We start from the raw sequence: 23,197 nt of genomic DNA, 5'->3' as shown, positions 1-23,197 counted from the left end.
CTTTTACAAGGGGAGGTATTTTTCAGCATTTAACACGGGCACTTGCCCATCTTCCCGCCTTCACCCGGGAACCGCGCCTCCAGACACCGGCGGTGAAACTCCCGCTCAGTCATGGGGGCTATTTCCGGGTGCCTCACCTGCATATGTGCCACGTAGTTCCCATAATCCTGAACCCCCACCATCAGCCTGAAACTTTGCGCCGTACGCTTAACGGCCAGTCTCAGCCACCCGGCGATGTTGTGCGGTTTCGGCTCGACGATGAACAGCGGACGGCAGCGGATGATATGGAACGCGGTAAGCCGGGGCGTTTTAAATAACGAACGTGACTCAGACATGGCGCGCCTCACGACGTTGCACAACAGCCGTTTCGTGTACCGTTGGTGTGGCAGAATTTAGCGCACGGCGGACAACGAAGAACGCTGAAATCAGCATAGTGACCGCCACCAGCATGAAGAACCCGCACAGAATGGCGTTAATCTGATTGTTCAGCACGATGGTATGCATATCCGCCAGCGTTTTAGCCGGTTTGATAATTTCCCCGCTTTCGATCCCCGCATTGAATTTTTTCGCCTGCGCCAGGAATCCGATTGACGGTTTTTCGTGGAAAATCTTCTGCCAGCCCGCGGTCATGGAGGTAATAAACAACCAGACAGTCGGCAAAATTGTCACCCACGCATAGCGCTGTTTTTTCATTTTGAACAGCACCACAGTACCCAGAATCAGCGCCATGGAAGCCAGCATCTGGTTACCGATGCCGAATAATGGCCACAGAGTATTGATGCCGCCTAAGGGATCGACCACGCCCTGATAAACGAAGAAACCCCAGCCCGCTACGGCGACTGTTGTCCCTGCAATCGTCCCCACCCACGACCGGTTATTCGCCAGTGAAGGAACCGCCACGCCCACCAGATCCTGCACCATAAAGCGGCAGGCACGGGTACCGGCATCCACGGCGGTCAGAATAAATAATGCTTCAAACAGAATGGCGAAGTGATACCAGAACGCCATCATGGTGCGGCTGTTGAAAACGTCGGTAATAATGTGCGCCATGCCGACCGCAAAGGTCGGTGCGCCACCCGCGCGGGAAAGAATTGACTGCTCGCCCACGTCTTTGGCGATTTGGGTCAGAACGTCTGGCGTGATGACAAAGCCCCAGCCGTTAATCACCTGCGAAGCGCTTTCCACCGTGGTCCCAATAAGCGCCGCCGGTGAGTTCATCGCAAAATAGACGCCGGGATCGATAACTGACGCACAAATCAGCGCCATGATCGCCACGAACGACTCCATCAGCATCGCGCCGTAACCGATAAAACGGATATGACTTTCGCGTTCAATCAGCTTCGGCGTGGTGCCGCTGGAGACCAGCGCATGGAAACCGGAAATCGATCCGCAGGCAATGGTGATAAACAGGAACGGGAACAGGCTGCCGGAGAACACCGGCCCGCTGCCGTCAATAAAGCGTGAGACGGCGGGCATTTTCATCTCCGGCATGGCGAAGACGATACCCACCGCCAGACCAATGATTACGCCGATTTTCAGAAACGTTGAGAGATAATCACGCGGCGCCAGCAACAGCCAGACCGGCAGAACTGAGGCGATAAAGCCGTAAATCACCAGAACCCAGGTCAGCGTGGTGCCGTGCAGCGTAAAGAACGGGCCCCAGACCGGATCCGCTGCGACATTTCCACCGTACACAATCGCCAGCATCATCAGCACGAAACCCATCACCGATACTTCGGCGATTTTTCCCGGACGCAGAAAACGCATGTAAATGCCCATAAACAGAGCAATGGGAATCGTGGCTGCGATGGTGAACAGACCCCACGGACTGTCGGCCAGCGCTTTCACTACCACTAATGCCAGCGCAGACAGAATAATGATCATGACGCCGAGCGCGCCGAGCATGGTCACGACGCCGGCAAAACTGCCCAGCTCCTGCTTCGCCATTTCACCCAGAGAGCGGCCGTCACGGCGTGTCGAAATGAACAGGATCAGGAAGTCTTGTACGGCACCGGCAAGCATCACACCGACTAAAATCCAGATGGTGCCAGGCAGGAAGCCCATTTGTGCGGCAAGGATCGGGCCAACCAGCGGACCGGCTCCGGCGATGGCTGCGAAATGGTGACCGAATAACACCCATTTGTTGGTCGGCACATAATCCAGCCCGTCGTTGTGGCGTTCGGCGGGGGTCATGCGGTTATCATCGAGTTCGAACACTTTTTCAGCGATGAACAGGCTGTAAAAACGATAGGCAATGCTGTAGCAGGCAATGGCGGCCACCACCAGCCACAGGGCGTTGACGTGTTCTCCGCGGCTTAAAGCCAGCATCCCGAAGGCGAAGGCGCCGATTAACGCCACCACCAGCCAGGTTATCCCGGACTTGACGCTTTTCATGATGTACAACTCCTTGTCAGGGGTCCTGCTCAGGCAGGCCACTTTTTATGTAGAGAGTGTGATGTAGAGGTAAGACGCGCAGACCCGATTCAGGTTGCGACATTGTGAAAATTCCGTTTAAAAATAGTGTTTTTAAACGGAGGAGTGTGGAGTTAAGGATGAAAATGTGATGTGGCTGACGCTTTGGAAGGGGAATGCTGGTCGGATGACATCAAAGTTGTGAGGCTTCATCACTCTGCCTGAGTGAAACGGCGCGGGTGGCTGATTTTTTCTTTCGCTTTACCCGAACAAAGCGCGATGCCGGATGCAATCAGCAGGGCGCTGATCAGATGGAAATTGTGCAAAGGAATATTCAGGAACAGGATACTCAGCATCCCGCCGCTCAGCGGGATCAGATGTGAGTAAATTTCGCCACGTGTCGCGCCAATCGCCTGGATCCCTTTGTTCCACAGCAGATAGGAAAGCCAGGAAGGGAAAACCACCAGACAGGCCAATCCGCACAGGAACCCGGCGCTTGTGTAGGAACTCAGTGCGTGATGAACAGGGGTTAAAGAGGAGAACGCCAGTACTGGCAACAGGACCAGCGCCCCGATAACGGCGCTGACGGCCACGAATGCGTTTCCACCCACGCTCTTTGGTTTGATACGCAGAAAGGCACAATACAACGCCCAGCTGATGGCTCATCCCATGGTCCAGACATCGCCGCGGTTCAGATTTTTAAGTGTCTCAATGTGCAGTAAATCTCCCTGCATGACCAGCCAGACCACGCCCAGTGAACTCCTCGTTAAGGCTGGGGGAAACCGACTTTTGCCTGCTGCTGACCTCGAATATTGCCCGCGAAACCGACCTGAAAATCGAAACGTTTATTCGCTCGCCGCGAAGACTGTGGATTTCGCAGGGGCATCCGTTGCTCAGTAAGGCGGTTATTCATCTGGCTGATATCGCCAGCTTGCCTTTTTTGTTGCTCGATACTGACGAATATCCCGATGTGATACGCGGGCACTGGCATACACACGGCGGCCAGCCGAATGTGGCGTTTACTACCACGTCATTCGAAACGGTGCGCAGTCTGGTGGCTAAAGGTCGGGGCGTGACTCTTTTGTCGGATCTGGTTTACCGGCCATGGTCGCTGGAGGGATTGCGTGTCATGCGGCGCACGGTGGAGGACAGTACGACGTATATGGATGTGGGCGCGGTGTTATCCGAAACGCTGGCGCTTTCGGAACCCGCCGCCGTGGTGCTGGATTATCTGCGGGTCATGATCACCCGTCATGGCGAAGATGCCTGAGGGCGCGAGCCAAAAAAAACCGGCCTGTGAGAGGCCGGTTAATCTGTGTCAGGTCAGAAATTATTCTGCGGAAGCAGGTTTTTCCTGGCCCGGTTTGTGGTCACGCATCTGTTCCATTTTGGCAGCGCGTTTCTGGTAGTTTTCGTTGAACTGTTTTTTCTGCTCAGGCGTCAGCAGGTTATACATTTTGTTCTCAGCACGTGCGCGATCCAGCATGCGGTCGGACTGTGCTTTGGTGATGGTATCAATCTGCGATTTCACTTTCGCTTCATCGAAGCTGTCTGAGGCAACTAAGGTGTGCATCTGATCCATCTGCGCTTTCATTGCAGCGCGGTCAGGGCGCGCGCCGCTGTCTTTCATAATTTCTTTCATCTGAGTTTTCTGCTGCTCAGTCAGGTTCAGACCTGCAAACGGGTTCATATGATGCGGGCCTTTATGGTGCATCATTTTGCCGTGAGTCGCAGCAGGTGCGTCAGTTGCCGGAGTGGCCGTGGTTTCAGCAGCAAACGCGAAAGAAGCAGAGCTCAGAGCCAGAGTTGAAGCCACAATCATTGCGGTAAGTTTACGCATAATTAAATTCCTCATTGGAGATTCAGGCACATCGCCCGTTTTGTTTCGACGAAAGCAAGTCTACTGAATCCAATGAATAGTAATGCGAGCAAGATGTAAAAGAGTGAAAGCCGAAGTGTCACTTTTCAACCGATCGTGGAGAAAATGTTTAGAAAGCGTAAGGTTGCGAGAACAGGCATGACTGGAAGTTCAGATAAATCTGAGTAATGCGGTGAGTTCATACATTAACATGGTGAATGTTTGGCCGCCAGACTTCTTAAGTAAAGATTGTTTGCTGTTGATGCCGGGTTTACATCGCCGGAAGTGGGCAAGAACCGGCATAATAGTTACCCTTTCGTTAACACTTTATATAACAGTGCAGAGTGCTCATGACTGAATCCCGCTACGAAACGCTTGCGCGCACCTTGCGCAGACAAATCGACACTCAGGTCTGGCTGCCGGGCGACCGCCTGCCTTCCTTACGCGAGTCCTGCAAACTGTCCGGGCTGAGCCTGATGACGGTGTTACAGGCGTACCAGCTGCTGGAAAGTCAGGGCGTGATTGTTGCGCGCCCGCAGTCCGGCTACTACGTCGCAGCAGGTTTGCAGCGCCCGGTTCGCCGTCAGCCCGATGAACGCCTGCACGCTGCCGAGCAGGTAGACGTCAATGATGCGATTTTCGATATCCTGAAAGCGGGGCAGGATCCTTCCGTCGTACCGCTGGGTTCGGCATTTCCCGATCCGACCTTATTCCCGCAGCCGCGCCTGGCGCGATCGCTTGCCAGCGCCGTCCGCCGTATGTCACCGCACAGCGCCACCGCCAATTTGCCGCCGGGCAACGAAGAGCTGCGCCGCAGCATTGCCCGCCGTTATGCTCAAAATGGTATAGAAGTTGCGCCCGATGAAATCGTCATTACGTCCGGCGCGATGGAGTCTTTAGGGCTGAGTTTGCAGGCCGTGACCGAGCCGGGCGACTGGGTGGCGATTGAGTCTCCGGCATTTTATGGTGCGTTACAGGCCATAGAGCGGCGCAAGTTAAAAGCGATCGCTATTCCGACCGACGTGCGTTTTGGTATGGATCCCGATGCGCTGGAAAAAGCGCTGGAAACCTATCCGATCAAAGCCTGCTGGCTGATGTCGAGTTTTCAGAACCCGCTCGGTTGTACGATGCCGTCCGAAAATAAGGCTCGGCTGGTGGATATCCTTCAACGGCATCAGGTGGCGTTAATTGAAGATGACGTTTACAGCGAATTGTATTTTGGCAGTGAACGCCCGGTGCCGCTGAAGGCGTCAGCGTATCGCAGCGAAATTCTGCATTGTTCTTCATTCTCTAAATGTCTGGCACCGGGTTTTCGCGTCGGCTGGGTGGCGGCAGGGAAATACGTTGAGCGTATTGAACGGTTGCAGCTGATGAGTACGTTATCCGCCAGCGTGCCGGTGCAGCTGGCGCTGGCAGATTTCCTGCAAAAAGGCGGGCAGCAGGGCGGTTACGACACCCATTTACGCCGCCTGCGCCGTGTGCTGGAACAGCGGCAAATGGCGATGCATCACGCCATCATCAAAGAATTCCCCGCGCAGGTTTCGGTTTCCCAACCGCAGGGCGGCTATTTCCTCTGGCTCGATTTGGGCGATAACGTGGATGCCGCGCGGGTCTATCAGCACGCACTGGCCAAAGGCGTCAGCGTCGCGCCGGGCACGATGTTTTCCGCCGACGAACGTTTCCGACATTGTTTGCGCATCAACACGTCATTCGAATGGGGACCGCACACCGCCCGCGCCATTTCAGTGCTGGCGGCGCTGGTGGGGGAAGAAATTAGGGGGTGACCGTGAAGTGCTTAACCTCCACCGCCTTTTCAGACGGCGGTGGTTTTACGGATTACCAGCCGCGCCGGAGCCTCCCAGCGCTGAAAATCGGGGCTTCATAATTATCAGAGATATTGCGTACCCGATAAATTTTCCACGTCATGTTTTCACGTTTCAAATACGTCTCAAGGTGAAGGCTCTTTCCGTGGTCAATCCCAAGCCAGATATCCAAGACTTTTCCGCCCGTAACACTGCGTAGGGTCCCGGTCTTAAAAGCCGGGATCCACGCTGCGTCATAATCTTGCGTGTACGTAAAATAATCTGCGCTAACGATCTCCTGTTCCGGGATTTTATCCACGGCGGCAAGTCGGCTTAAGGTGTCAGCCGCCACATAACGACGCATTTCAGGCGACTCATGCGTCGGAGGGGGATCTTTCAGAAAAGCCGCAAGATAAAATCCATAAAAATTGGTGACCTGTTTAATCGCCAGCTGATTATCATCGGAATGGGAAGAACACGCTGTTAATAAGCTCAGAGCTAATAGGATAAGTATGCGCATTAGTTCTTCCGGTAAATTTTGTAGGCCGGGCGGGTGTTCCGATATCCCGGGCCGGGATACATGCTGGTTTGGCGAAAATCTGAAAACCACGTTGTACCGTCGTACATCGTCATATGGCCCGATGGATTACCATCCTGGTAGGGTTGAATTATTGCCACATCTCCCGCTACTAAGGTTGAACCGGCGGGCACCTCCCTGAACCCGGCGCGTTCAAGCGAAGCACCGTAGTCTTTTGCATCAGGTATATTGTCCAGATGAACGCCGCCAGCCTCTATCGCCTGCCGGGTGTAACGTGCACAGCGATGAAGAGAGTGTGAGCCCGCATGAGTCCTGATATGTGATATTGCGGCATCCCGGTTCCAGCTCATAATCTTCCCTAGTCTGAGATAAATTGAGCAGACAAGGTACGCCGCGAAAAACAACAGAACAATAAAACCAACGCACGTTAAGTCACTTTCAGAGGTTTGTTATACGCAAACGCATTAGCCGAAATGATTGTTTCCCGCCCAGATTCACAAATCCTGCTCCCTTAATGTCTTCCCGACATTTCCGCCGGGATGCACCTTCAGAAGCCTTTGCTGATCGAAACCGTTGCGCAGCATGATGTTGCCGCACAAAGCATCGAACACCGCCAGTACCAGCATGATAGAAGTCGTGGCCAGCATATTGAGCGGGTCGATTTCCTGCTGAATATGCGTTTTTACGACCAGCGTAGCGGCGCGTGCAATGGCCGAATCCAGATTTTCCGTCACGCTGATGATGGCCACGCCTTTGGTTTTCAGCGTCGGTAACAGACGCGTCAGCTCTTCGGAATTCCCGCCGCGGGAAATCAGGATCATCAGGTCGTCACTGCGCAGAAAACCCAGGTCGCCGTGCGCGGCGTCGGTGGCGCTGAGATAGACCGACGGCTGTTCGACACACGCCAGCATGTGCGCAATTTTACGTGCTGCAATGCCCGATGTGCCGACGCCGGTGACCGCAATTTTGCCCTTACAGCCGGTGATCAGCGTCAGTAGCTGCTGCCAGATATCAGCATCGAGATTTTTCTGCAATGCCAGCAGTTCCTGGCTGTACGTCCGCCAGCCCTGGCACGCCAGCTGAAATTCCTCGTCAGCGGTCATTGTTCTTCCCCCTGCATCAGGCGGCGGTATTTCATGCTGTCGTGATACATCTCGTGGAATACGCGGTATTTGCGGTCGTAATACTCTTTGATTTTGTTGGTTTGCGGCGTGACAGTTTTGCCGATGCGGCTCATGGCGGCCATCGCTTCGGGCAGTGAATCATACGCGCCGGCGGCCACGGTGCCCATCATAGCGCTGCCGAGCAGCATCGCTTCGCTCTCTTCCGGCAACAGCATCGCGCAGCCAGTCGCGTTGGAATGCTCCTGCACAAACACCGGGTTTTTGGTGCCGCCGCCGCTCGCCATCATGGTATCAATGCGGTAGCCGCTCTGATTCATGGTTTCAATGATATGACGGGTGCCGAGCGCCAGCGCCTGGATCGTCGCGAGATAATGCAGTGCCATGTCTTCCGGCGTGCGCGAGAGTTTCAGGCCGGTCAGCGTGCCGGTGAGCGTCGGGTTGGCGCGTGGCGAACGGTTGCCGTGGAAGTAGGGCAGCATATGAATGTCTTTGGTCAGGAACGCGATGTTTTCCGGTTCTCCCGCCATTTTGCGCAGCAGACCGTTCAGTATTTCATAAATGGTTTTGCCGCTGTCTTTGCCCTGTTTCAGTAAATCCTGATAGCACGGATGCGACTGAATCACGTGGTCGATTAGCGCGCCGGTCGTGGATTGCCCGCCTTCGTTCAGCCAGTAATCCGGCAAAATCGCAGAATAGTACGGCCCCCAGATGCCGCCGATGTAGCGTGCGCTGCGGGACATTGCCATATGCGCGGTAGAAGTGCCGCCAATCAGCGCGATGCGGTTGTCGAAATCGGCGGACTCACCGGATGCGCCGCTGGCACCGAGAATGCCGAGACTACCCGCGTGTGCATCAATAATTGAGACGCTGACCGCGGTTCCGGCCATCAGCCCCATTTCAGCGGCGGCGCGCTGGGTCAGGCCGTGGCCCAGCGGTTCGCCCATGGTTTTGACTTCGCTGCCGATTTTAGCGGCATTGTTTTCCAGCAGGTCTTCAAGTCCAATCTGGCGGAAATAGCTCGGATCCCAGCGGTCTTCGTGGCCGATATAGGTCCATTTACACACCGTGGAACACAGTGAACGTGTGGTGCTTTGCGTGGCGCGCCAGGTCAGGAAATCCGGCAAATCAAACAAATGCCCGACGTTATTCCACGTCGTCGGCATATGTTGTTTCAGCCACAGGAGTTTGGGCGTCTGCATTTCCGGCGAAATAATCCCGCCGACAAATTCCAGCACGCGGTGGCCGGTGGCGTTGATGCGTTCGGCCTGCGTGATGGCGCGGTGATCCATCCACACGATAATGTTCTGCTCGCTGCGGCCGGACGGGCTGACGGTCAGCGGTTTACCTTCTTTATCGAGCACCACCAGCGAACAGGTGGCATCAAAGCCGATGCCTTTTACCTGAATCGGGTTGATGTCGGCCTGATTCACCGCGTCTTTAACGGCGTTGCAAACGGACTGCCAGATCTCATCGGAAGATTGCTCGACGAAATCAGCTTTCGGGCGGTACAGCGTAATCTCACGGCTGGCCTGACCGACCATGCGGCCGGTCATGTCGAAGACGCCCGCACGGGCGCTGCCGGTTCCTACGTCAACTCCAATAAAATAACTCGCCATGTTTTTTCCCTTCGGTAAAAGCAATTCGCTTAAGATTTTCTGTTTTGTAAGGCGATAAACAGGATCAGGACGCCGCCCCAGAGTGCCATCGTCAGGTAACTGCTGACGCCCATCAGGTTCAGGCCGCTTTCCAGCATTTGCAGGACGATCAGCGCCAGCACCAACCCGATGACCCGCCCGAATCCGCCGTCGGGGTTGATCCCGCCAAGCACGGACGCAAGAATAGTCACCAGCAGATACGAGTCGCCGTAGCCCGCTTTCGCCGAGTTGAATTTTGACATCATCAGCAGCGCCGCGCCCCAGCCAAGCAGGGCGGAAAGTACGTACACCGCGATGGTGACTTTATGTGTGTTGACGCCGCTAAAGCGCGTGGCCTGTTCGTTGGAACCCATCAGATACAAACTGCGGCCGAGCGTGGTGTGTTCCAGCAAAACCCACAGCAAAAGTGCGACCAGCAGAAATAACAGCAGGGCGACCGGAATACCCAGCAGGCTGCCGTTGCTCAGATACTGGATCGCCGCCGGGAAGCCTGAAATCACTGCGCCGTTGGTGAGTAAAATGTTCAGCCCGGCAATCAGCGTCATGGTGCCGAGCGTGGCCAGAATCGGGGAAACGCCGACGTACGCAATCAGCGCGCCGTTCAGCACACCAATCACCACCGCGACAGCCAGCCCGGCGAACATGGCCAGCGCGAAATAACCCGGCTGATCGGGATGCGCCACCAGAATCGCAGCCATCGCCAGGGAACAGGCGTTGGCACCGGCAATGACGGAAAGGTTAATACCGCCGGTCAGCATGGTGATGCCCATGCCTAACGCCAGCATGCCCAGAATCGGCAGTTGCGAGGAAATCGACTGGAAATTGCCGATGCTGTAAAAACTGCCGCCCAGCGTGAAGGAAAACAGCACGGCGACAGCAACGATGATCAGCAACTGCAGGCGGATGATGCGGTCGCCGGGGATAATTCGGGTTAAGGTCGTCATGTCACATCCCCTTTGCCAGTTTGCGTTTTTCGTTCCACGCGGTGCTGCTGATGCTGACCAGAATGATCACGCCGCTGAAAACCTGATGCCAGTAAGACGAAATGCTCAGTAATGTCAGCCCGTTTTGCAGGAAGGCCAGCAGCATTACGCCGAGAATGGTGCCGGTCAGCGAACCGCGCCCGCCGGTCATGCTGGTACCGCCTAACACCACCGCCGCCAGCACTGTCAGCTCATAACCGAGCAGGGAGTTGGGCGCGACCGACTGCGTGATTTGCGCCTGTACGACCGCCGCGATACCCGCCAGCAAACCCATAAAGCCGTAAACGTAGAAATGCAGACGCAGAATGTTCAGCCCGAGGCGCGAGGCGGCGTCACGGTTGCTGCCCATGGCATAAATCTGACGGCCTACGCGGGTGCGGTTCATCAGTACGCCGGTGGCGATAATGACGCCGAGCAGGCTGAGCAGCGGCAATGTCAGGCCATAGTCATAGCCGTCGGCGGCAGTGAACGAGAACCAGCTGATGCCGTTCATAAACCAGTCCGGGAAACCGTACAGCCAGGTGCCGTTGGTCAGATAAACCAGCAAACCGTAAAACAGGTTCAGCGTGGCAATGGTGATGATAATTGCCGGAACGCGCAGCCAGTAGACCAGGAATCCGTTCACCAGCCCGAGCAGCAAACCGGTGCCCATCGACATCGCAAACGCCAGCGGAAAACTGCCGCCGTGGTGAATAATGTAACTCGCCATTACGTACTGGCCGATTGAGGTCACGGCAGGGAAGGAGATATCAATGCCGCCGGCAATCAGCACCACGAACAGGCCACAGGCCAGAATGCCGAGAATGGCGTAGCTGGTGGCGACGTCGGTGAGATTGCCGAGCGTCATAAATTCATTGGTGCGCAGGCTCAGGCCGATGACCAGCAGCAGAACCAGTAATCCCAGCCAGAATTCGTGCTGAGAAAACAATTTGGAGAGCTTTTTGTTATCCATTGATTGCCTCCGCAATCTGCGCTTCGCTGCTCTGGTGCGGAGCAAACTCCGCCACCAGCTGGCCTTTGCGCATCACCAGCACGCGGTGACTGTTGTAATAAGCTTCGGGAATTTCATCGCAAATCATCAGAACGGCCATGCCGGACTCCGCCAGATCGCGCGCAATACGGTAAATGCCTTCTTTGTTGGCGATATCCACGCCAACCGTCGGCGAATCCAGGATCAGAATATGCGGCTGCGTCGCCACCCATTTGGCGATGGCGATACGCTGGGCATTCCCGCCGGATAGCGTTTTCACCGGCAGCGCGCTGTCCGAGACTTTAATGTTCAGGTCGCGGATCAGATCTTTCACCACGGCGGCCGCTTTGCGGTGATCCATCAGGCCGGTGGCGGTGTGCAGCTTGTCGAAAATGGACACCAGCGTGTTGTCATAAATGGATTGCTCCATGACCAGCCCTTGCGTCAGGCGATCTTCCGAGACATACGCGATGCCGTGGCGGATAGCGTCGCGGTTACTGTGAAATTTTACCGCATTGCCGTTCACGCGGATTTCACCGCTGTCAGGCTGGCTCATGCCAAACAGGCTCAGGCACAGTTCGGTGCGCCCCGACCCCAGCAGGCCGATAATCGAGGTAATTTCGCCCTGACGCAGCGACAGCGAAATATCCTGATACTGGCCTTTGCGGCTCAGATGGCTGACTTCCAGCAGCGGCGTGGCTTCTGCGGGCGCGCGGTGCGGCAGATGGCTGTAGCTAAAACGTTGCCCGGTCATCAGGAAGGCCAGCTCGTTGCTGTCGAGCGAACTCGCCGGATAGGTGCCGACCAGCTTGCCGTCGCGCATGACACTTATCCGGTCGGCGACTTCCATCACTTCATCCAAACGATGGCTGACGAACACCACGCAAATGCCCGCCGCTTTCAGCTCATTGACCACCCGCAGCAGCCCGTTAACTTCAGTGCGGGTCAGCGACGCGGTCGGTTCATCCATGATCACCAGGCTGGCGTCAGCGGCGATTGCGCGGCATATTGCCACTAACTGACGGTCTGCGATCGACAACTTTTCAACTTTACGGTCCGGATCGAGAGAAACGCCCACCCGTTGCATTGCGGCGACCGCTTTTTTGCGCATTGCCTCGCGATGTACCCAAAAATCACCGCCCGGTAAATAACGATGAATGGCAATATTTTCGGCCACCGATAAATTCGGGAATAATGACAAGTCCTGATAAATAACCTGAATACCGTAATAAGAAGAAAGTTGCGGCGTCAGGGTATGAAAGAGTTTCCCATCGAGGGTGATCGCTGCGCCTTTTTCCGGCTGATAGACACCGGAAATGACTTTAATAATGGTGCTTTTACCGCAACCATTCTGACCGGCGAGACAATGCACTTCACCTTTATTCAGCGTCAGGCTGACATTATCCAGCGCTAATACGCCGGGGAACTTCTTACTGATTTTTTCGAGGCTGATAAAGGCCTCAGCAGGGGCAGGGGACGTGCTGAGAGTATTCATCACATGATCCTTACAGCATACCCTTCATACTTCGCGCTGCGGATGCGTTGGCTTTACTCGCTTACCCGAATCACTTACTTATGTAAGCTCACCGGGATCCACTCATTTGCCGCCTTCCTGCAACCCGAATTATTTAGGATATAAGTTTTCAATGTCTGATTAGAAATTCAGATACGGCACAGCAAACATCGCCGTATCTGTTTCTATTTGCCTGGTATGGCGCTGGAGATAAATTTATCTCCGGTAAATAAAATAATTAAAGAGTTAAATCAGAAGCCGAGTGATTTCGCGTTATCCGGTGTGACTTCGAGGATTTTATTAAAGCGAATCACGTGTTTTTCGGTATCCACATCGGCTTTCCCTAAGGTGTCGATGGTCAGATCCTTCGTCACTTCTTTACCCTGCAGCAGCTGGTCGGCAACGGTAACCAGCGCGTAACCGGCATCTTTCGGATCCCACAGCAGGACTTTCTTAATGTCACCGCGCATCAGGTAAGGCGCGGCCTGCGCTGGCATTGCGATACCGACGACGGCGATTTTATTTTTCGCACGTTTTTGCTGTACGGCCTGACCGGCACCGATCGGGCCGAGTGAACCGAAACCGATAATCCCTTTCAGATCAGGATAGGTTTTCATTAAATCCAGCGTGGTGGAGTAGGACTTGTCGATATTTTCTGCCACCGGCAAACGTGATGTGACTTCGTGCATATCCGGGTATTTTTCTTTCTGATATTTAATTGCCGCGTCAGCCCAGGCGTTATGCAATGGCACAGTCAGGGAACCGACATAAATAGCATAACCACCTTTGCTGCCCATATCTTTTGCCAGCTCATCCATATTGGCTTGTGCATATTTCTGGCTGTCGATAGTTTCGATATCCCACTGACCGATCTGCTGATCCGGAGATTCGTGGGTTAATACCACGATGCCCTGATCGCGGGCTTTTTTCAGCACAGGTTCCAGCACTTTGGCATCGTTCGGCACCACGATAATCGCATCCACTTTTTTGGCGATGAGATCTTCAATGACTTTCACCTGCTGAGCCGGGTCTGGCGTTGAAGCACCCACCTGATAGGCGTTGACGTCCAGTTTCTGCGCCGCTTCTTTTACGCCAACTTCCATGCGGGTGAACCAGGGAATGCCGGTGACCTTCGCCACGACGGCGATGTCGTAGGGTTTATTGGCGGCGAAAGTCGGTGTCGTGAATAACATGCATGCTGAAACCACACATGCACTGACTAATGCGAGGTTAAATTTCATGTCTGTACCTTTCTTATGAGGGTTTGTGTAGGGGCGGTCGGGGTAAATGCCGCAATCAGAGATTAACTTAACGGGAAAGCGCTTTTCGCGTGCTCGTGAACGGAGTGTGATCAAAGCCCGTAATTGTTAATTTATATAAGTAATAAGGTTAAATTTAGGTTTCATAAATTTGAATATCCGGCATGGCGTGGCAGAGAGAACTGAAGTTACCGATAACAAAATCACAAATACATAACAATTAAATAACAACCACGCATCAATAAAACAAAGCTGATGGATTTTTGAGCCCTAAAACTTCCTCACACGTTTTTATTTGCGCAGAATGTGAACACGGTCACGGGGCGGAAATGCCCCAAACGGGTGCGGTCATGCACCGCTACCGGGCAATGTGTTGTCGCGGTGCATAACCGCATCAGCGCCAGATCACAATCCTGCACAATATCTGCTATCAGAAATCAAAATAATTCCCTGCATACTCATTCCTTACCCCTCGTTGCTGCAGAAGGGGATTTTTTCTTTTATTCATTTTTTATGCAATTTAAGTGAATAACAGGCGATATTAAGTGGTTGTTTTTTCTGGATGTGGTCTTTTTTATTCACTTTTTCCCTTTGCTGGCACGAAGACTGCAATCTATGATGTGACTGAGTGAGATTATTTATTAACTTTTAAATAACAAAATAATAACTGCATTCCCTGCCAGTCCGGGGGACGGTAACGGTCACCCTGAATTCAGCCAGTCACAGAGACTTAATAAAGAGGTTTATATGGAACACCAACAGCAGCCGCAAAATGTCAGCCGCCAGAACTTTGATGACTGGATGGTGCCGGTTTACGCCCCGGCCGCGTTTATTCCGGTGCGAGGCGAAGGATCCTGGCTGTGGGATCAGGCGGACAAAGACTATGTGGATTTTGCAGGCGGTATTGCGGTGAATGCGCTGGGACATGCGCACCCTGAAATTCGTAAAACGCTGCATGAGCAGGCCGATAAGGTCTGGCATCTGGGCAACGGCTATACCAACGAACCGGTGCTGCGTCTGGCAAAACAACTGATCGATGCGACGTTTGCCGACAAAGTTTTTTTCTGTAATTCCGGCGCGGAAGCCAATGAAGCGGCACTCAAACTGGCGCGGTTGTACGGGCATAAAGCGGGTGGCGATAAAAACGAAATTATCGCTTTTAAAAACGCCTTCCACGGCCGCACGTTGTTCACCGTCACCGCTGGCGGTCAGCCGAAATATTCTGAAGATTTCGCGCCGTTGCCACCGGCCATTACGCATCTGCCGTTTAACGATCTGGCCGCCGTTGCCAGCCAGATTTCTTCACGTACCTGTGCTGTGATTGTTGAGCCGATTCAGGGCGAAGGCGGCGTGGTGCCTGCCGATGCACAATTCCTGCAAGGGCTGCGCGAGTTGTGTGACAAACATCAGGCAGTGCTAATTTTCGATGAAGTCCAGACCGGCGTGGGTCGAACCGGCGAGCTGTATGCCTACCAGCATTACGGCGTTGTACCGGACATTTTAACCAGCGCCAAAGCGCTCGGCGGCGGTTTCCCGATTGGGGCGATGCTGACGACTGACCGCTACGCCGCGCTGTTCCAGCCGGGCACGCACGGCACCACCTACGGCGGTAACCCGCTTGCGACGGCGGTGGCGGGTAAAGTTTTTGAGATGATCAATACGCCGGAAGTCCTGTCGGGCGTGCAGAAACGCCACCAGTGGTTTGTCGACGGTCTGAAACGCATTAACGACCGTTATCACGTCTTCAGCGAAGTGCGCGGGCAGGGGCTGTTGCTCGGCGCGGTGATGAGTGAACGCTATAAAGATCAGGCTAAACAGCTGAACACGCTGGCGGCCGAAGAAGGGCTGATTGCACTGATTGCCGGGCCAAACGTGCTGCGTTTTGCGCCGTCACTGATTATTCCGGGTGCCGATATTGAAGAAGGGCTGAACCGCCTGGAACGCGCCGTGGCGCGCCTTTGCGTGTGAATGTCTGGCATAAATAAGCTTTGGGATGAAAGAGGTAGAGCATCATGATGTTGATTCGACCTGTGCGGCCCGGCGATCTCGCCGATATTCTGCTGTTGTCAGGCAAAACCGGCATCGGTTTAACGTCTTTGCCCAAGGATGAAGCGCATTTACGCGGACGCATTGAGCGTTCGGTGGCGACCTGGGAAGGTCGCCTTGAGAAGGCCGATCAGGGTTATTTGTTTGTGCTTGAAGACACGGAACTTGAAAAAGTCGTGGGTGTCAGCGCCATCGAAGTGGCCGTCGGGCTGAGCGAACCCTGGTATAACTTCCGCCTCGGCACGCTGGTTCATGCTTCAAAAAGCCTGAATATCTACAAACCGGTGCCGACGCTGTTTCTCAGCAACGACCACACCGGTTACACCGAACTTTGTACGCTATTCCTCGACCCGGATTATCGCCACGGGAAAAATGGCCAGCTGTTATCAAAAGTTCGCTTCCTGTTTCTGGCGGCTTTTCGCGAATATTTCTCCCGTAAGGTGATTGCGGAGATGCGCGGGATGTCCGACGACAACGGGCGTTCTCCTTTCTGGGACAGCGTCGGGCGGCATTTCTTCGGTATGGAATTCGCCGAAGCCGACCGCCTGACCGGTATGGGGCAAAAGTCTTTTATCGCCGAACTGATGCCGAAGCATCCGCTGTACACCGAACTGCTCAGCCACGAAGCGCGGGAAGTGATTGGTGCCGTCCATCCGCAAACCGCCCCGGCGCGCGCGGTGCTGGAAGGCGAAGGGCTGCGCTACGAAGGTTATGTCGATATTTTTGATGCGGGCCCGACGCTGGAAGGCGAAATTGATTCGCTGCGCGCCGTCAGAGAAAGCCGCCTGTTTCCGGTCAGATTGGCAGAACATCGCGCTGACCGCGACGAACCACAATACCTGGTCGCCAACGAGCAGTACCAGAATTTCCGTGCCTTGCTGATCCCCGGCGGCGATTCGCCGGAATCTGTCCAGTTAAACGCCCGCGAAGCTGACATGCTCGGCGTTCGCGAAGGCGACAGCCTGCGCGCCGTGGCACTTTTCCCCGGCAGCAGCGCTACCCAACCGACACAATTTCACAAAAAGGAAAGTCTCGCATGATGCAACCAGCACTCTTTATTCAGGGCCAGTGGCGCAGCGGGCAAGGCGCGCAGCTTAGTAAAACCAATCCGGCGGATAACACGTTGCTGTGGTCGGCACTGAGCGCTGACGCGCAAGACGTCGAAATGGCCTGCACGGCAGCACGTACGGCGTTTCCGGCGTGGGCACGTAAAACCGTGGCCGAACGTGGCGAGGTAATTAAACGTTTTGCGGATTTACTGACCGAACATAAAACCCGGCTGGCGGAAATCATCAGTCAGGAAACCAGCAAACCGCGTTGGGAAACGCTGACAGAAATCCAGGCGATGATCGGCAAAGTGGCCATTTCTCTGGAGGCCAGCCAGCAACGTACCGGTGAAAAACATACGGCGATGCCGGACGGCGAAGCGGTATTACGCCACCGTCCGCACGGCGTTCTGGCGGTATTCGGGCCGTATAACTTCCCCGGACATCTGCCAAATGGCCACATCGTTCCGGCGCTGCTGGCGGGCAATACGATTGTTTTCAAGCCGAGCGAGCTGACGCCGAAAACCGCGGAAGAAACCGTGAAACTCTGGCAGCAGGCCGGTTTACCGGAAGGCGTGCTGAATCTGGTGCAGGGCGGGCGCACGACCGGCGAAGCGCTGGCGGCCTGCGGGAATATCGACGGGCTGCTGTTTACGGGCAGCGCGGGAACGGGGTATCAGTTGCATCGCCAGCTGGCAGGGCAACCGGAAAAAATTCTGGCGCTGGAAATGGGTGGCAATAACGCGCTGATCGTCGAACCGGTTGAGGATATCGATGCTGCGGTTAACCTGACGATTCAGTCCGCGTTTATTTCTGCCGGGCAGCGTTGTACCTGCGCACGCCGTTTGCTGGTAAAAGAAGGCGCGGCAGGTGATGCGTTTATCGCACGTTTGCTGGACGTGACCATGCAACTGCGCATCGGCGGCTGGAATGACGATCCGCAGCCGTTTATGGGCGGGGTTATTTCTGATGCGGCAGCACGCAATATGCTGAAAGCACAGGACGAATTACTGGCGCTCGGCGGAAAGCCTTTGCTGTTACTGACGCGTCCGGATCCGCTCAATACCGTGCTGACGCCGGGGATCATCGATCTGACCGGTGTGGCGGGTATTCCTGATGAAGAATATTTCGGGCCCTTGCTGAGTATTTACCGCTACAGCGATTTTGATCATGCCATTGCGCTGGCTAATCAGACGCGTTTCGGACTGGCGACCGGGCTGATTTCCACAGAGCGTGCTCAGTTTGAGCAGCTATTATTGGAAGCAAGGGCGGGGATTGTGAACTGGAACAAACCGCTGACCGGCGCGTCAAGCAACGCGCCATTCGGTGGGATCGGCGCTTCCGGTAACCATCGCCCGAGCGCCTATTATGCGGCGGATTACTGCGCGTGGCCGATGGCCTCGCTGGAGACAGACAAGCTGGAACTTCCTGCGACGCTGTCGCCGGGTGTTGATTTCCGCACAACCTGAGGAGCGCTGGAATGTCTGGATGTGAAGCTAATTTTGACGGACTCGTCGGGCCAACGCACCACTACGCGGGGCTGTCTTTCGGCAATGAAGCCTCGACTAAAAATCAGAACGCCGTCGCCAATCCGCGTCTGGCGGCGAAACAGGGCTTGCTGAAAATGAAAGCGCTTGCCGATCTTGGCTTTGCGCAGGGGATTTTACCGCCTCACGAACGGCCACATCTCAGCACGTTACGTAAGATGGGATTCGGCGGCAGCGATCGTGAAGTGCTGGAAAAAGCGCAGGCGTATTCACCGCGCCTGTTGTCGTCACTGAGCTCGGCGTCATCCATGTGGGTGGCAAATGCGGCGACGGTCTCCCCTTCGGCGGACAGCGGAGACGGGCGCGTGCATTTCACCGTCGCTAACCTGAATAATAAATTCCACCGTGCGATAGAAGCCGAAACCACCTCCGCCATTTTGCGGGCGACGTTCCACGCGGATCGTTATTTCGCGCATCACGAAGCGCTGCCGCAGGTGGCCGCGTTAGGCGATGAAGGTGCCGCCAACCATAACCGGTTATGTGGCGCGTATGACAAACCCGGCGTGCAGGTTTTTGTCTATGGCCGCGACGGGCTGGCGACCGGCGAAAACGAACCGGTACGTTATCCGGCACGCCAGACGCGTCTGGCCAGTGACGCGGTAGCGCGTTTGCATCAGCTCGATGAAAAAAGAACGGTATTTATCCAGCAAAATCCGCAGGCAATCGACAGCGGCGTTTTCCATAACGATGTGATTTCGGTCAGCAACGGCAACGTGCTGTTCCATCATCAGCAGGCGTTTGTGAATACGGCCAGCGTGCTCAGCGAAATCCGTCGCAAAATGGCCGCACTGGAACTGGATTTCCAGCCGATTGAAGTGCCGCAGGCGAAGGTTTCTCTGGATGACGCCGTGGCAACGTACCTTTTCAACAGCCAGCTTCTGACTAAATCTGACGGCAAAATGTTGTTAGTGGTGCCGGAAGAATCACGACAGCACAGCGGCGTCTGGGCCTATTTGTCCGAATTAGTCGAAAGCGGCGGGCCGGTTAATCAGATAGAAGTGTTTGATTTACGTGAAAGTATGCGCAACGGCGGCGGCCCGGCCTGTCTGCGGCTGCGCGTGGCGCTCAACCGGAATGAGCTGAACGCCGTGAATGTGGCGTCGATCATGAGCGACAGCCAGTTTGTGCGTCTGAATACGTGGGTGGATACGCATTACCGTGACCGGATGCAAGCCAAAGACCTGGCGGATCCGCAACTGCTGACCGAAGTGCGCACTGCGCTGGATGAGCTGACCAATATTCTCGGGCTGGGTGCCGTTTACCCGTTCCAGCGCTGACCCTCAAAGGAGTGAGTTATGTTTGATTTGTTAGCGGTGACGATGGCGGGCGGGCCGGTCACCGAACCGGCCGGACAAACCGAAACGCTGGACTGGCAGTGGCGCGGCGAGGGCATTCTCGAACTGTCGCCGCGTGTGCCTTGTGACACCGCCGTTGTGATTTCGGCGGGTATTCATGGCAATGAGACGGCGCCGATAGAATTGCTGAATCAGCTGACCGGCGAGCTGCTTTCCGGCGCAAGAGCGCTGCGGGTCCGGTTGCTGGTGTTACTGGGCAATCCGCCATCAATGCGACTCAATAAGCGGTTTGCTGACGCCGATATGAACCGCATGTTTGGCGGGCGTCACGCACGTTATACCCCGAATGATGAAACGCGACGCGCGCAGGAACTCGAGCAGGCGATGGCGCTGTTTTACCGCAGCGCCACGGCGGCGGGTGCCTTACATCGTTTTCATTATGATTTACACACCGCCATTCGCGGCTCCCTGCATGTACGCTTCGGGTTGTTGCCGTTGCAGACCAGACCAAAAAGCGAGGCGATGCTGGCATGGCTCAGCGCGTGCGGGCTGGACGCGCTGGTGCATCACCGTTCGCCGGGGGGCACATTTACCCATTTCAGCAGCGAGGTGTTTCAGGCCGAAAGCTGTACGTTAGAACTGGGTAAAGCGCTGCCGTTTGGCAGCAACGATCACTCACAGTTCACGGGGATCCGCCGCGGGCTGGAAACCCTGGTCAGCGGCGAGCCTCTGCCTGCCCGTGAAACCGGCAAGCCCATGCTGCATTTTCGCGTGGTGCAGGATGTGATCCGCTCGCAGGATGATTTTCATCTGTTTGTTCCCGCCGATGCGCTGAACTTTACGCCTTTTAAAAAGGGTGCGGTCATCGCGAAAGAAACCGGCAAAACGTATCGGGTGGCAGAAGAGGAGGAAGTGGTGCTGTTCCCAAACCCGAACGTCGCGCTGGGGCTGAGAGCCGGTCTGATGCTGGCGAAGATGTAGATTTTTGCGAGACGCATTCCTGAATTGTTCATACAGTATTGCAAGCCGGTTTCATTGTGCGTATTTTGTGCTCAGGAAGTTCAGCAGGATGTTGAATTTATTACATGTTTTCATAACATGAAAACGTAATGACCACAGTTGCCGGAGGATGTCATGGAAGCAATGTTTGATGAATACGACTGGTTCTAAAGGATGTTGACCTCACACAGGCGGGTAAAGCCCGCCTTTTTCATGGATGAGAATCATGGGATTAGATGCTTTAAGGCTACAGTTGCTGAGTAATATCATTTTGCTGATTGGCGTGATCGTAGCCATCAGCACGATTATTTATAATGTCAGTATCGCCAGAAAAACGCAGACGGCTGTTTTTCTGTTTGAAAGCCGTAGCGACGCCCGTTATGTGCATTCCCTGCATGTACTGAAGAAAGCGCATCTCTCAGGAAAATCTTTCCGTTCGTTTGTTTTTGCTGTCGGATCATCGACCGTTACAGATGAAGAAATACGGGAACGGAGCAAATTCCAATACATACTTAACTTCTATGAGCGGGTGGCGGTCACTATCCGTAGCGGTATTTATGATGAAGAGATGATTAAGCGGACTTCGTATTCGACAGTGATCGACACCTGGGATATTGCGGAACCTCTGATAAAAGCCTTGAGAGAGGATGTGAAATCCACAACGACTTATCAGGAATTTGAATGGCTAGCAGGGCGCTGGAAAAAGCGGCCTTTGAATTCTAAACGGCGCTGGTTTATATACTGACTTTCGGCTTGCTGCTAAAGAAAAAGGCCCTGATTTTCATCAGGACCTTTTTCTTTTATATGGCGGTGAGGGAGGGGTTCGAACCCTCGATACGATTACTCGTATACACACTTTCCAGGCGTGCTCCTTCAGCCACTCAGACACCTCACCGGATTTGTTACACCGCAAGCGCTGCAACGGGGCGCTACTATAGGGAGACAGCCCCAAAGGGTCAAGCATAATTTCGGAGTATTGTGTCAGACGCTCACAGAGCATTCAGGGAGACGTTTTAGTCAACGGGGAGTGGCTAAAAGCTCAGCATGACGTAGTGCGAGTAGGCCTGGAAGGGCTGGGATGGCGGATTCCCCAACACCAATGCTGAACCGTTCAGCGGAACATAAGGTCCAAAAATCTCGTTGCTGACAAAGCCATAGACCCCATCCGGTCGGGTCATTTTCATTCACTTTTAAAGCGTCTGCACGCGTCCAGATGCTTGAGTTTTTCGCCGGTTGCTCCTGCAAATCATCGTCATAGTTCTTACTCATAAACCACCTCATCAATTTAAAACTAAAGAATAAAATCCAATTTATTAGCTCACCATTTTTGTCCGTCTGATTTATAAATCCAGGACCGTGTGGCAGGGTTAATATTGAGGAATAAATATAATCTGATAAAGCTGATCAAGTTGTGTAAGGGACGGCAGAGCGCGGCCTGAATTAAACGGAATAAATATGAAGTGGTCTGTTTTCTTATAAAGTTATCCTGGTACATGTTGCGGAGTAGCCTGTCTGTGAGGGGATGAAATATAAAAACCCATAACAAAGGTTTTATTTCGAGTTACAGAGATGTCAACACTTTAGAGAAATTAATGAATTATCTTTTATCAACCTGAAATCTTTTGAATTCATGGGTGAAATTTTTTAGTTATAAAACCTGCTTTTTCCAGGATGAAACAATAATATTCTGGAAAAAACGTGTACGCTACGTATACCGGAAAGTCTGTCTTCGGAAAAACAAGAAAATATTCCTGATAACAATGCCAGTTTCTGCCTGACAGGTTTCCTTGTTACTTGTTTGTGGAAAAGATACACTCTTCCGTGTGATTTAATTACAGTGGCTACCTTGTTATGGACTTCATAGAGTTAACGTTTATTAACACGCTCGTGGGGATATGCATTGCCTATACTTGTATCTCCATTCCATTGATAAACTACAGATCTGCGCTGAGCGAACACGTATCATTAAAAATATTGCTAGGAATAGTCCTTGGTTTGGCTAGCATTTATTTATTCAGTATCGGGGAACAAAATAATACAAGTATTTATAGTGTTGTTATATCTCCAATCACTTTTGGGCTTAGAGCCTATCCCAATAGGATTTTATTCCAGATAATGATGCCGCAGGTAAAATGCAGCATCGCCTCATA

The 23,197-nt window shown here is 53.9% G+C and carries 20 protein-coding genes, 1 tRNA gene and 1 pseudogene; 8 read left to right on the top strand and 14 right to left on the bottom strand.

Going from position 1 to position 23,197, the window contains the following annotated elements:
* Positions 1–29: 29 nt before the first annotated feature.
* The 3 genes and pseudogenes from J8X26_RS11640 to J8X26_RS11630 all read right to left on the bottom strand — a co-directional run.
* Positions 30–335 carry a YbdD/YjiX family protein gene (locus J8X26_RS11640; protein WP_152326876.1) on the bottom strand — a complete coding sequence of 102 codons (306 nt, stop codon included), beginning with the start codon at positions 333–335 and terminating at the stop codon, positions 30–32.
* Positions 328–2,394: a carbon starvation CstA family protein gene (locus tag J8X26_RS11635; RefSeq protein ID WP_152326877.1), complete on the bottom strand. Its 2,067-nt coding sequence runs from the start codon at positions 2,392–2,394 to the stop codon at positions 328–330. Before J8X26_RS11635 ends, J8X26_RS11640 begins: the two co-directional genes overlap by 8 nt.
* Before the next feature lie 230 nt (positions 2,395–2,624).
* Positions 2,625–3,173: pseudogene (locus J8X26_RS11630) on the bottom strand (DMT family transporter); the annotation flags it as partial.
* Between J8X26_RS11630 and J8X26_RS11625 the strand changes: the two are divergent.
* The gene (locus J8X26_RS11625) at positions 3,167–3,682 is read left to right on the top strand and encodes a LysR substrate-binding domain-containing protein (RefSeq protein ID WP_208950957.1); all 516 of its coding nucleotides are present in this window, start codon (positions 3,167–3,169) and stop codon (positions 3,680–3,682) included. The pseudogene J8X26_RS11630 and the gene J8X26_RS11625 sit on opposite strands and share 7 nt — an antisense overlap.
* A gap of 60 nt (positions 3,683–3,742) precedes the next feature.
* On the opposite strand, the gene spy is transcribed toward J8X26_RS11625, so the two are convergent.
* Complete coding sequence (gene spy, locus J8X26_RS11620; protein ID WP_152326879.1) at positions 3,743–4,252, bottom strand: ATP-independent periplasmic protein-refolding chaperone Spy; 510 nt, start codon at positions 4,250–4,252, stop codon at positions 3,743–3,745.
* A gap of 368 nt (positions 4,253–4,620) precedes the next feature.
* Between spy and J8X26_RS11615 the strand changes: the two genes are divergently transcribed.
* Positions 4,621–6,054 (top strand): PLP-dependent aminotransferase family protein, encoded by a 1,434-nt coding sequence (locus J8X26_RS11615; RefSeq protein ID WP_152326880.1) that lies wholly within the window; start codon positions 4,621–4,623, stop codon positions 6,052–6,054.
* Positions 6,055–6,106: 52 nt separating this feature from the next.
* On the opposite strand, the gene J8X26_RS11610 is transcribed toward J8X26_RS11615, so the two are convergent.
* From J8X26_RS11610 to J8X26_RS11575, 8 genes are all read right to left on the bottom strand, one after another.
* Positions 6,107–6,592: a YbjP/YqhG family protein gene (locus tag J8X26_RS11610; protein ID WP_208950956.1), complete on the bottom strand. Its 486-nt coding sequence runs from the start codon at positions 6,590–6,592 to the stop codon at positions 6,107–6,109.
* The gene (locus J8X26_RS11605; protein WP_208950955.1) at positions 6,592–6,960 is read right to left on the bottom strand and encodes a hypothetical protein; all 369 of its coding nucleotides are present in this window, start codon (positions 6,958–6,960) and stop codon (positions 6,592–6,594) included. Before J8X26_RS11605 ends, J8X26_RS11610 begins: the two co-directional genes overlap by 1 nt.
* Positions 6,961–7,104: 144 nt before the next feature.
* Positions 7,105–7,713, bottom strand: a complete 609-nt coding sequence (locus J8X26_RS11600; RefSeq protein WP_208950954.1) for an SIS domain-containing protein — start codon at positions 7,711–7,713, stop codon at positions 7,105–7,107.
* On the bottom strand, positions 7,710–9,350 hold the full coding sequence (locus tag J8X26_RS11595; RefSeq protein WP_152326884.1) for an FGGY-family carbohydrate kinase: 1,641 nt from the start codon (positions 9,348–9,350) through the stop codon (positions 7,710–7,712). The genes J8X26_RS11600 and J8X26_RS11595 overlap by 4 nt, the downstream gene beginning before the upstream one ends.
* Before the next feature lie 29 nt (positions 9,351–9,379).
* On the bottom strand, positions 9,380–10,333 hold the full coding sequence (locus J8X26_RS11590) for an ABC transporter permease (RefSeq protein ID WP_152326885.1): 954 nt from the start codon (positions 10,331–10,333) through the stop codon (positions 9,380–9,382).
* 1 nt (position 10,334) lies between these two features.
* Positions 10,335–11,324, bottom strand: coding sequence for an ABC transporter permease (locus J8X26_RS11585; protein WP_165057971.1), 990 nt, complete (start codon positions 11,322–11,324; stop codon positions 10,335–10,337).
* Complete coding sequence (locus J8X26_RS11580) at positions 11,317–12,837, bottom strand: sugar ABC transporter ATP-binding protein (RefSeq protein WP_208950953.1); 1,521 nt, start codon at positions 12,835–12,837, stop codon at positions 11,317–11,319. Before J8X26_RS11580 ends, J8X26_RS11585 begins: the two co-directional genes overlap by 8 nt.
* Positions 12,838–13,106: 269 nt before the next feature.
* Positions 13,107–14,096, bottom strand: coding sequence for an autoinducer 2 ABC transporter substrate-binding protein (locus J8X26_RS11575; protein WP_152326888.1), 990 nt, complete (start codon positions 14,094–14,096; stop codon positions 13,107–13,109).
* 765 nt (positions 14,097–14,861) lie between these two features.
* On the opposite strand from J8X26_RS11575, the gene J8X26_RS11570 reads away from it, so the two are divergent.
* The 6 genes from J8X26_RS11570 to J8X26_RS11545 all read left to right on the top strand — a co-directional run bounded on the left by J8X26_RS11570 (position 14,862) and on the right by J8X26_RS11545 (position 21,792).
* Positions 14,862–16,082, top strand: a complete 1,221-nt coding sequence (locus J8X26_RS11570; protein WP_165057969.1) for an aspartate aminotransferase family protein — start codon at positions 14,862–14,864, stop codon at positions 16,080–16,082.
* Between the two features lie 44 nt (positions 16,083–16,126).
* On the top strand, positions 16,127–17,200 hold the full coding sequence (gene astA / locus J8X26_RS11565; protein ID WP_152326890.1) for an arginine N-succinyltransferase: 1,074 nt from the start codon (positions 16,127–16,129) through the stop codon (positions 17,198–17,200).
* Positions 17,197–18,675: a succinylglutamate-semialdehyde dehydrogenase gene (gene astD / locus J8X26_RS11560; RefSeq protein WP_208950952.1), complete on the top strand. Its 1,479-nt coding sequence runs from the start codon at positions 17,197–17,199 to the stop codon at positions 18,673–18,675. The genes astA and astD overlap by 4 nt, the downstream gene beginning before the upstream one ends.
* Before the next feature lie 11 nt (positions 18,676–18,686).
* Entirely contained in the window at positions 18,687–20,030 is a 1,344-nt protein-coding gene (astB, locus tag J8X26_RS11555; protein ID WP_208950951.1) for an N-succinylarginine dihydrolase, read from the top strand.
* 18 nt (positions 20,031–20,048) lie between these two features.
* The gene (astE, locus tag J8X26_RS11550; RefSeq protein WP_208950950.1) at positions 20,049–21,029 is read left to right on the top strand and encodes a succinylglutamate desuccinylase; all 981 of its coding nucleotides are present in this window, start codon (positions 20,049–20,051) and stop codon (positions 21,027–21,029) included.
* 244 nt (positions 21,030–21,273) lie between these two features.
* Entirely contained in the window at positions 21,274–21,792 is a 519-nt protein-coding gene (locus J8X26_RS11545; RefSeq protein WP_165057960.1) for a DUF4760 domain-containing protein, read from the top strand.
* 60 nt (positions 21,793–21,852) lie between these two features.
* On the opposite strand, the gene J8X26_RS11540 is transcribed toward J8X26_RS11545, so the two are convergent.
* Positions 21,853–21,942 (bottom strand) — tRNA-Ser (locus J8X26_RS11540).
* Between the two features lie 136 nt (positions 21,943–22,078).
* Positions 22,079–22,225 (bottom strand): glycoside hydrolase family 68 protein, encoded by a 147-nt coding sequence (locus J8X26_RS11535; RefSeq protein ID WP_280118828.1) that lies wholly within the window; start codon positions 22,223–22,225, stop codon positions 22,079–22,081.
* Positions 22,226–23,197: the final 972 nt, after the last annotated feature.

It is taken from the genome of Rahnella sp. ChDrAdgB13 (genome assembly GCF_017655185.1).
In the GTDB taxonomy this organism is placed as follows: Bacteria; Pseudomonadota; Gammaproteobacteria; order Enterobacterales; family Enterobacteriaceae; genus Rahnella; species Rahnella contaminans.
Note: the sequence above shows the minus strand (reverse complement) of the source record. Positions and strands in the feature narration are given on the sequence as shown.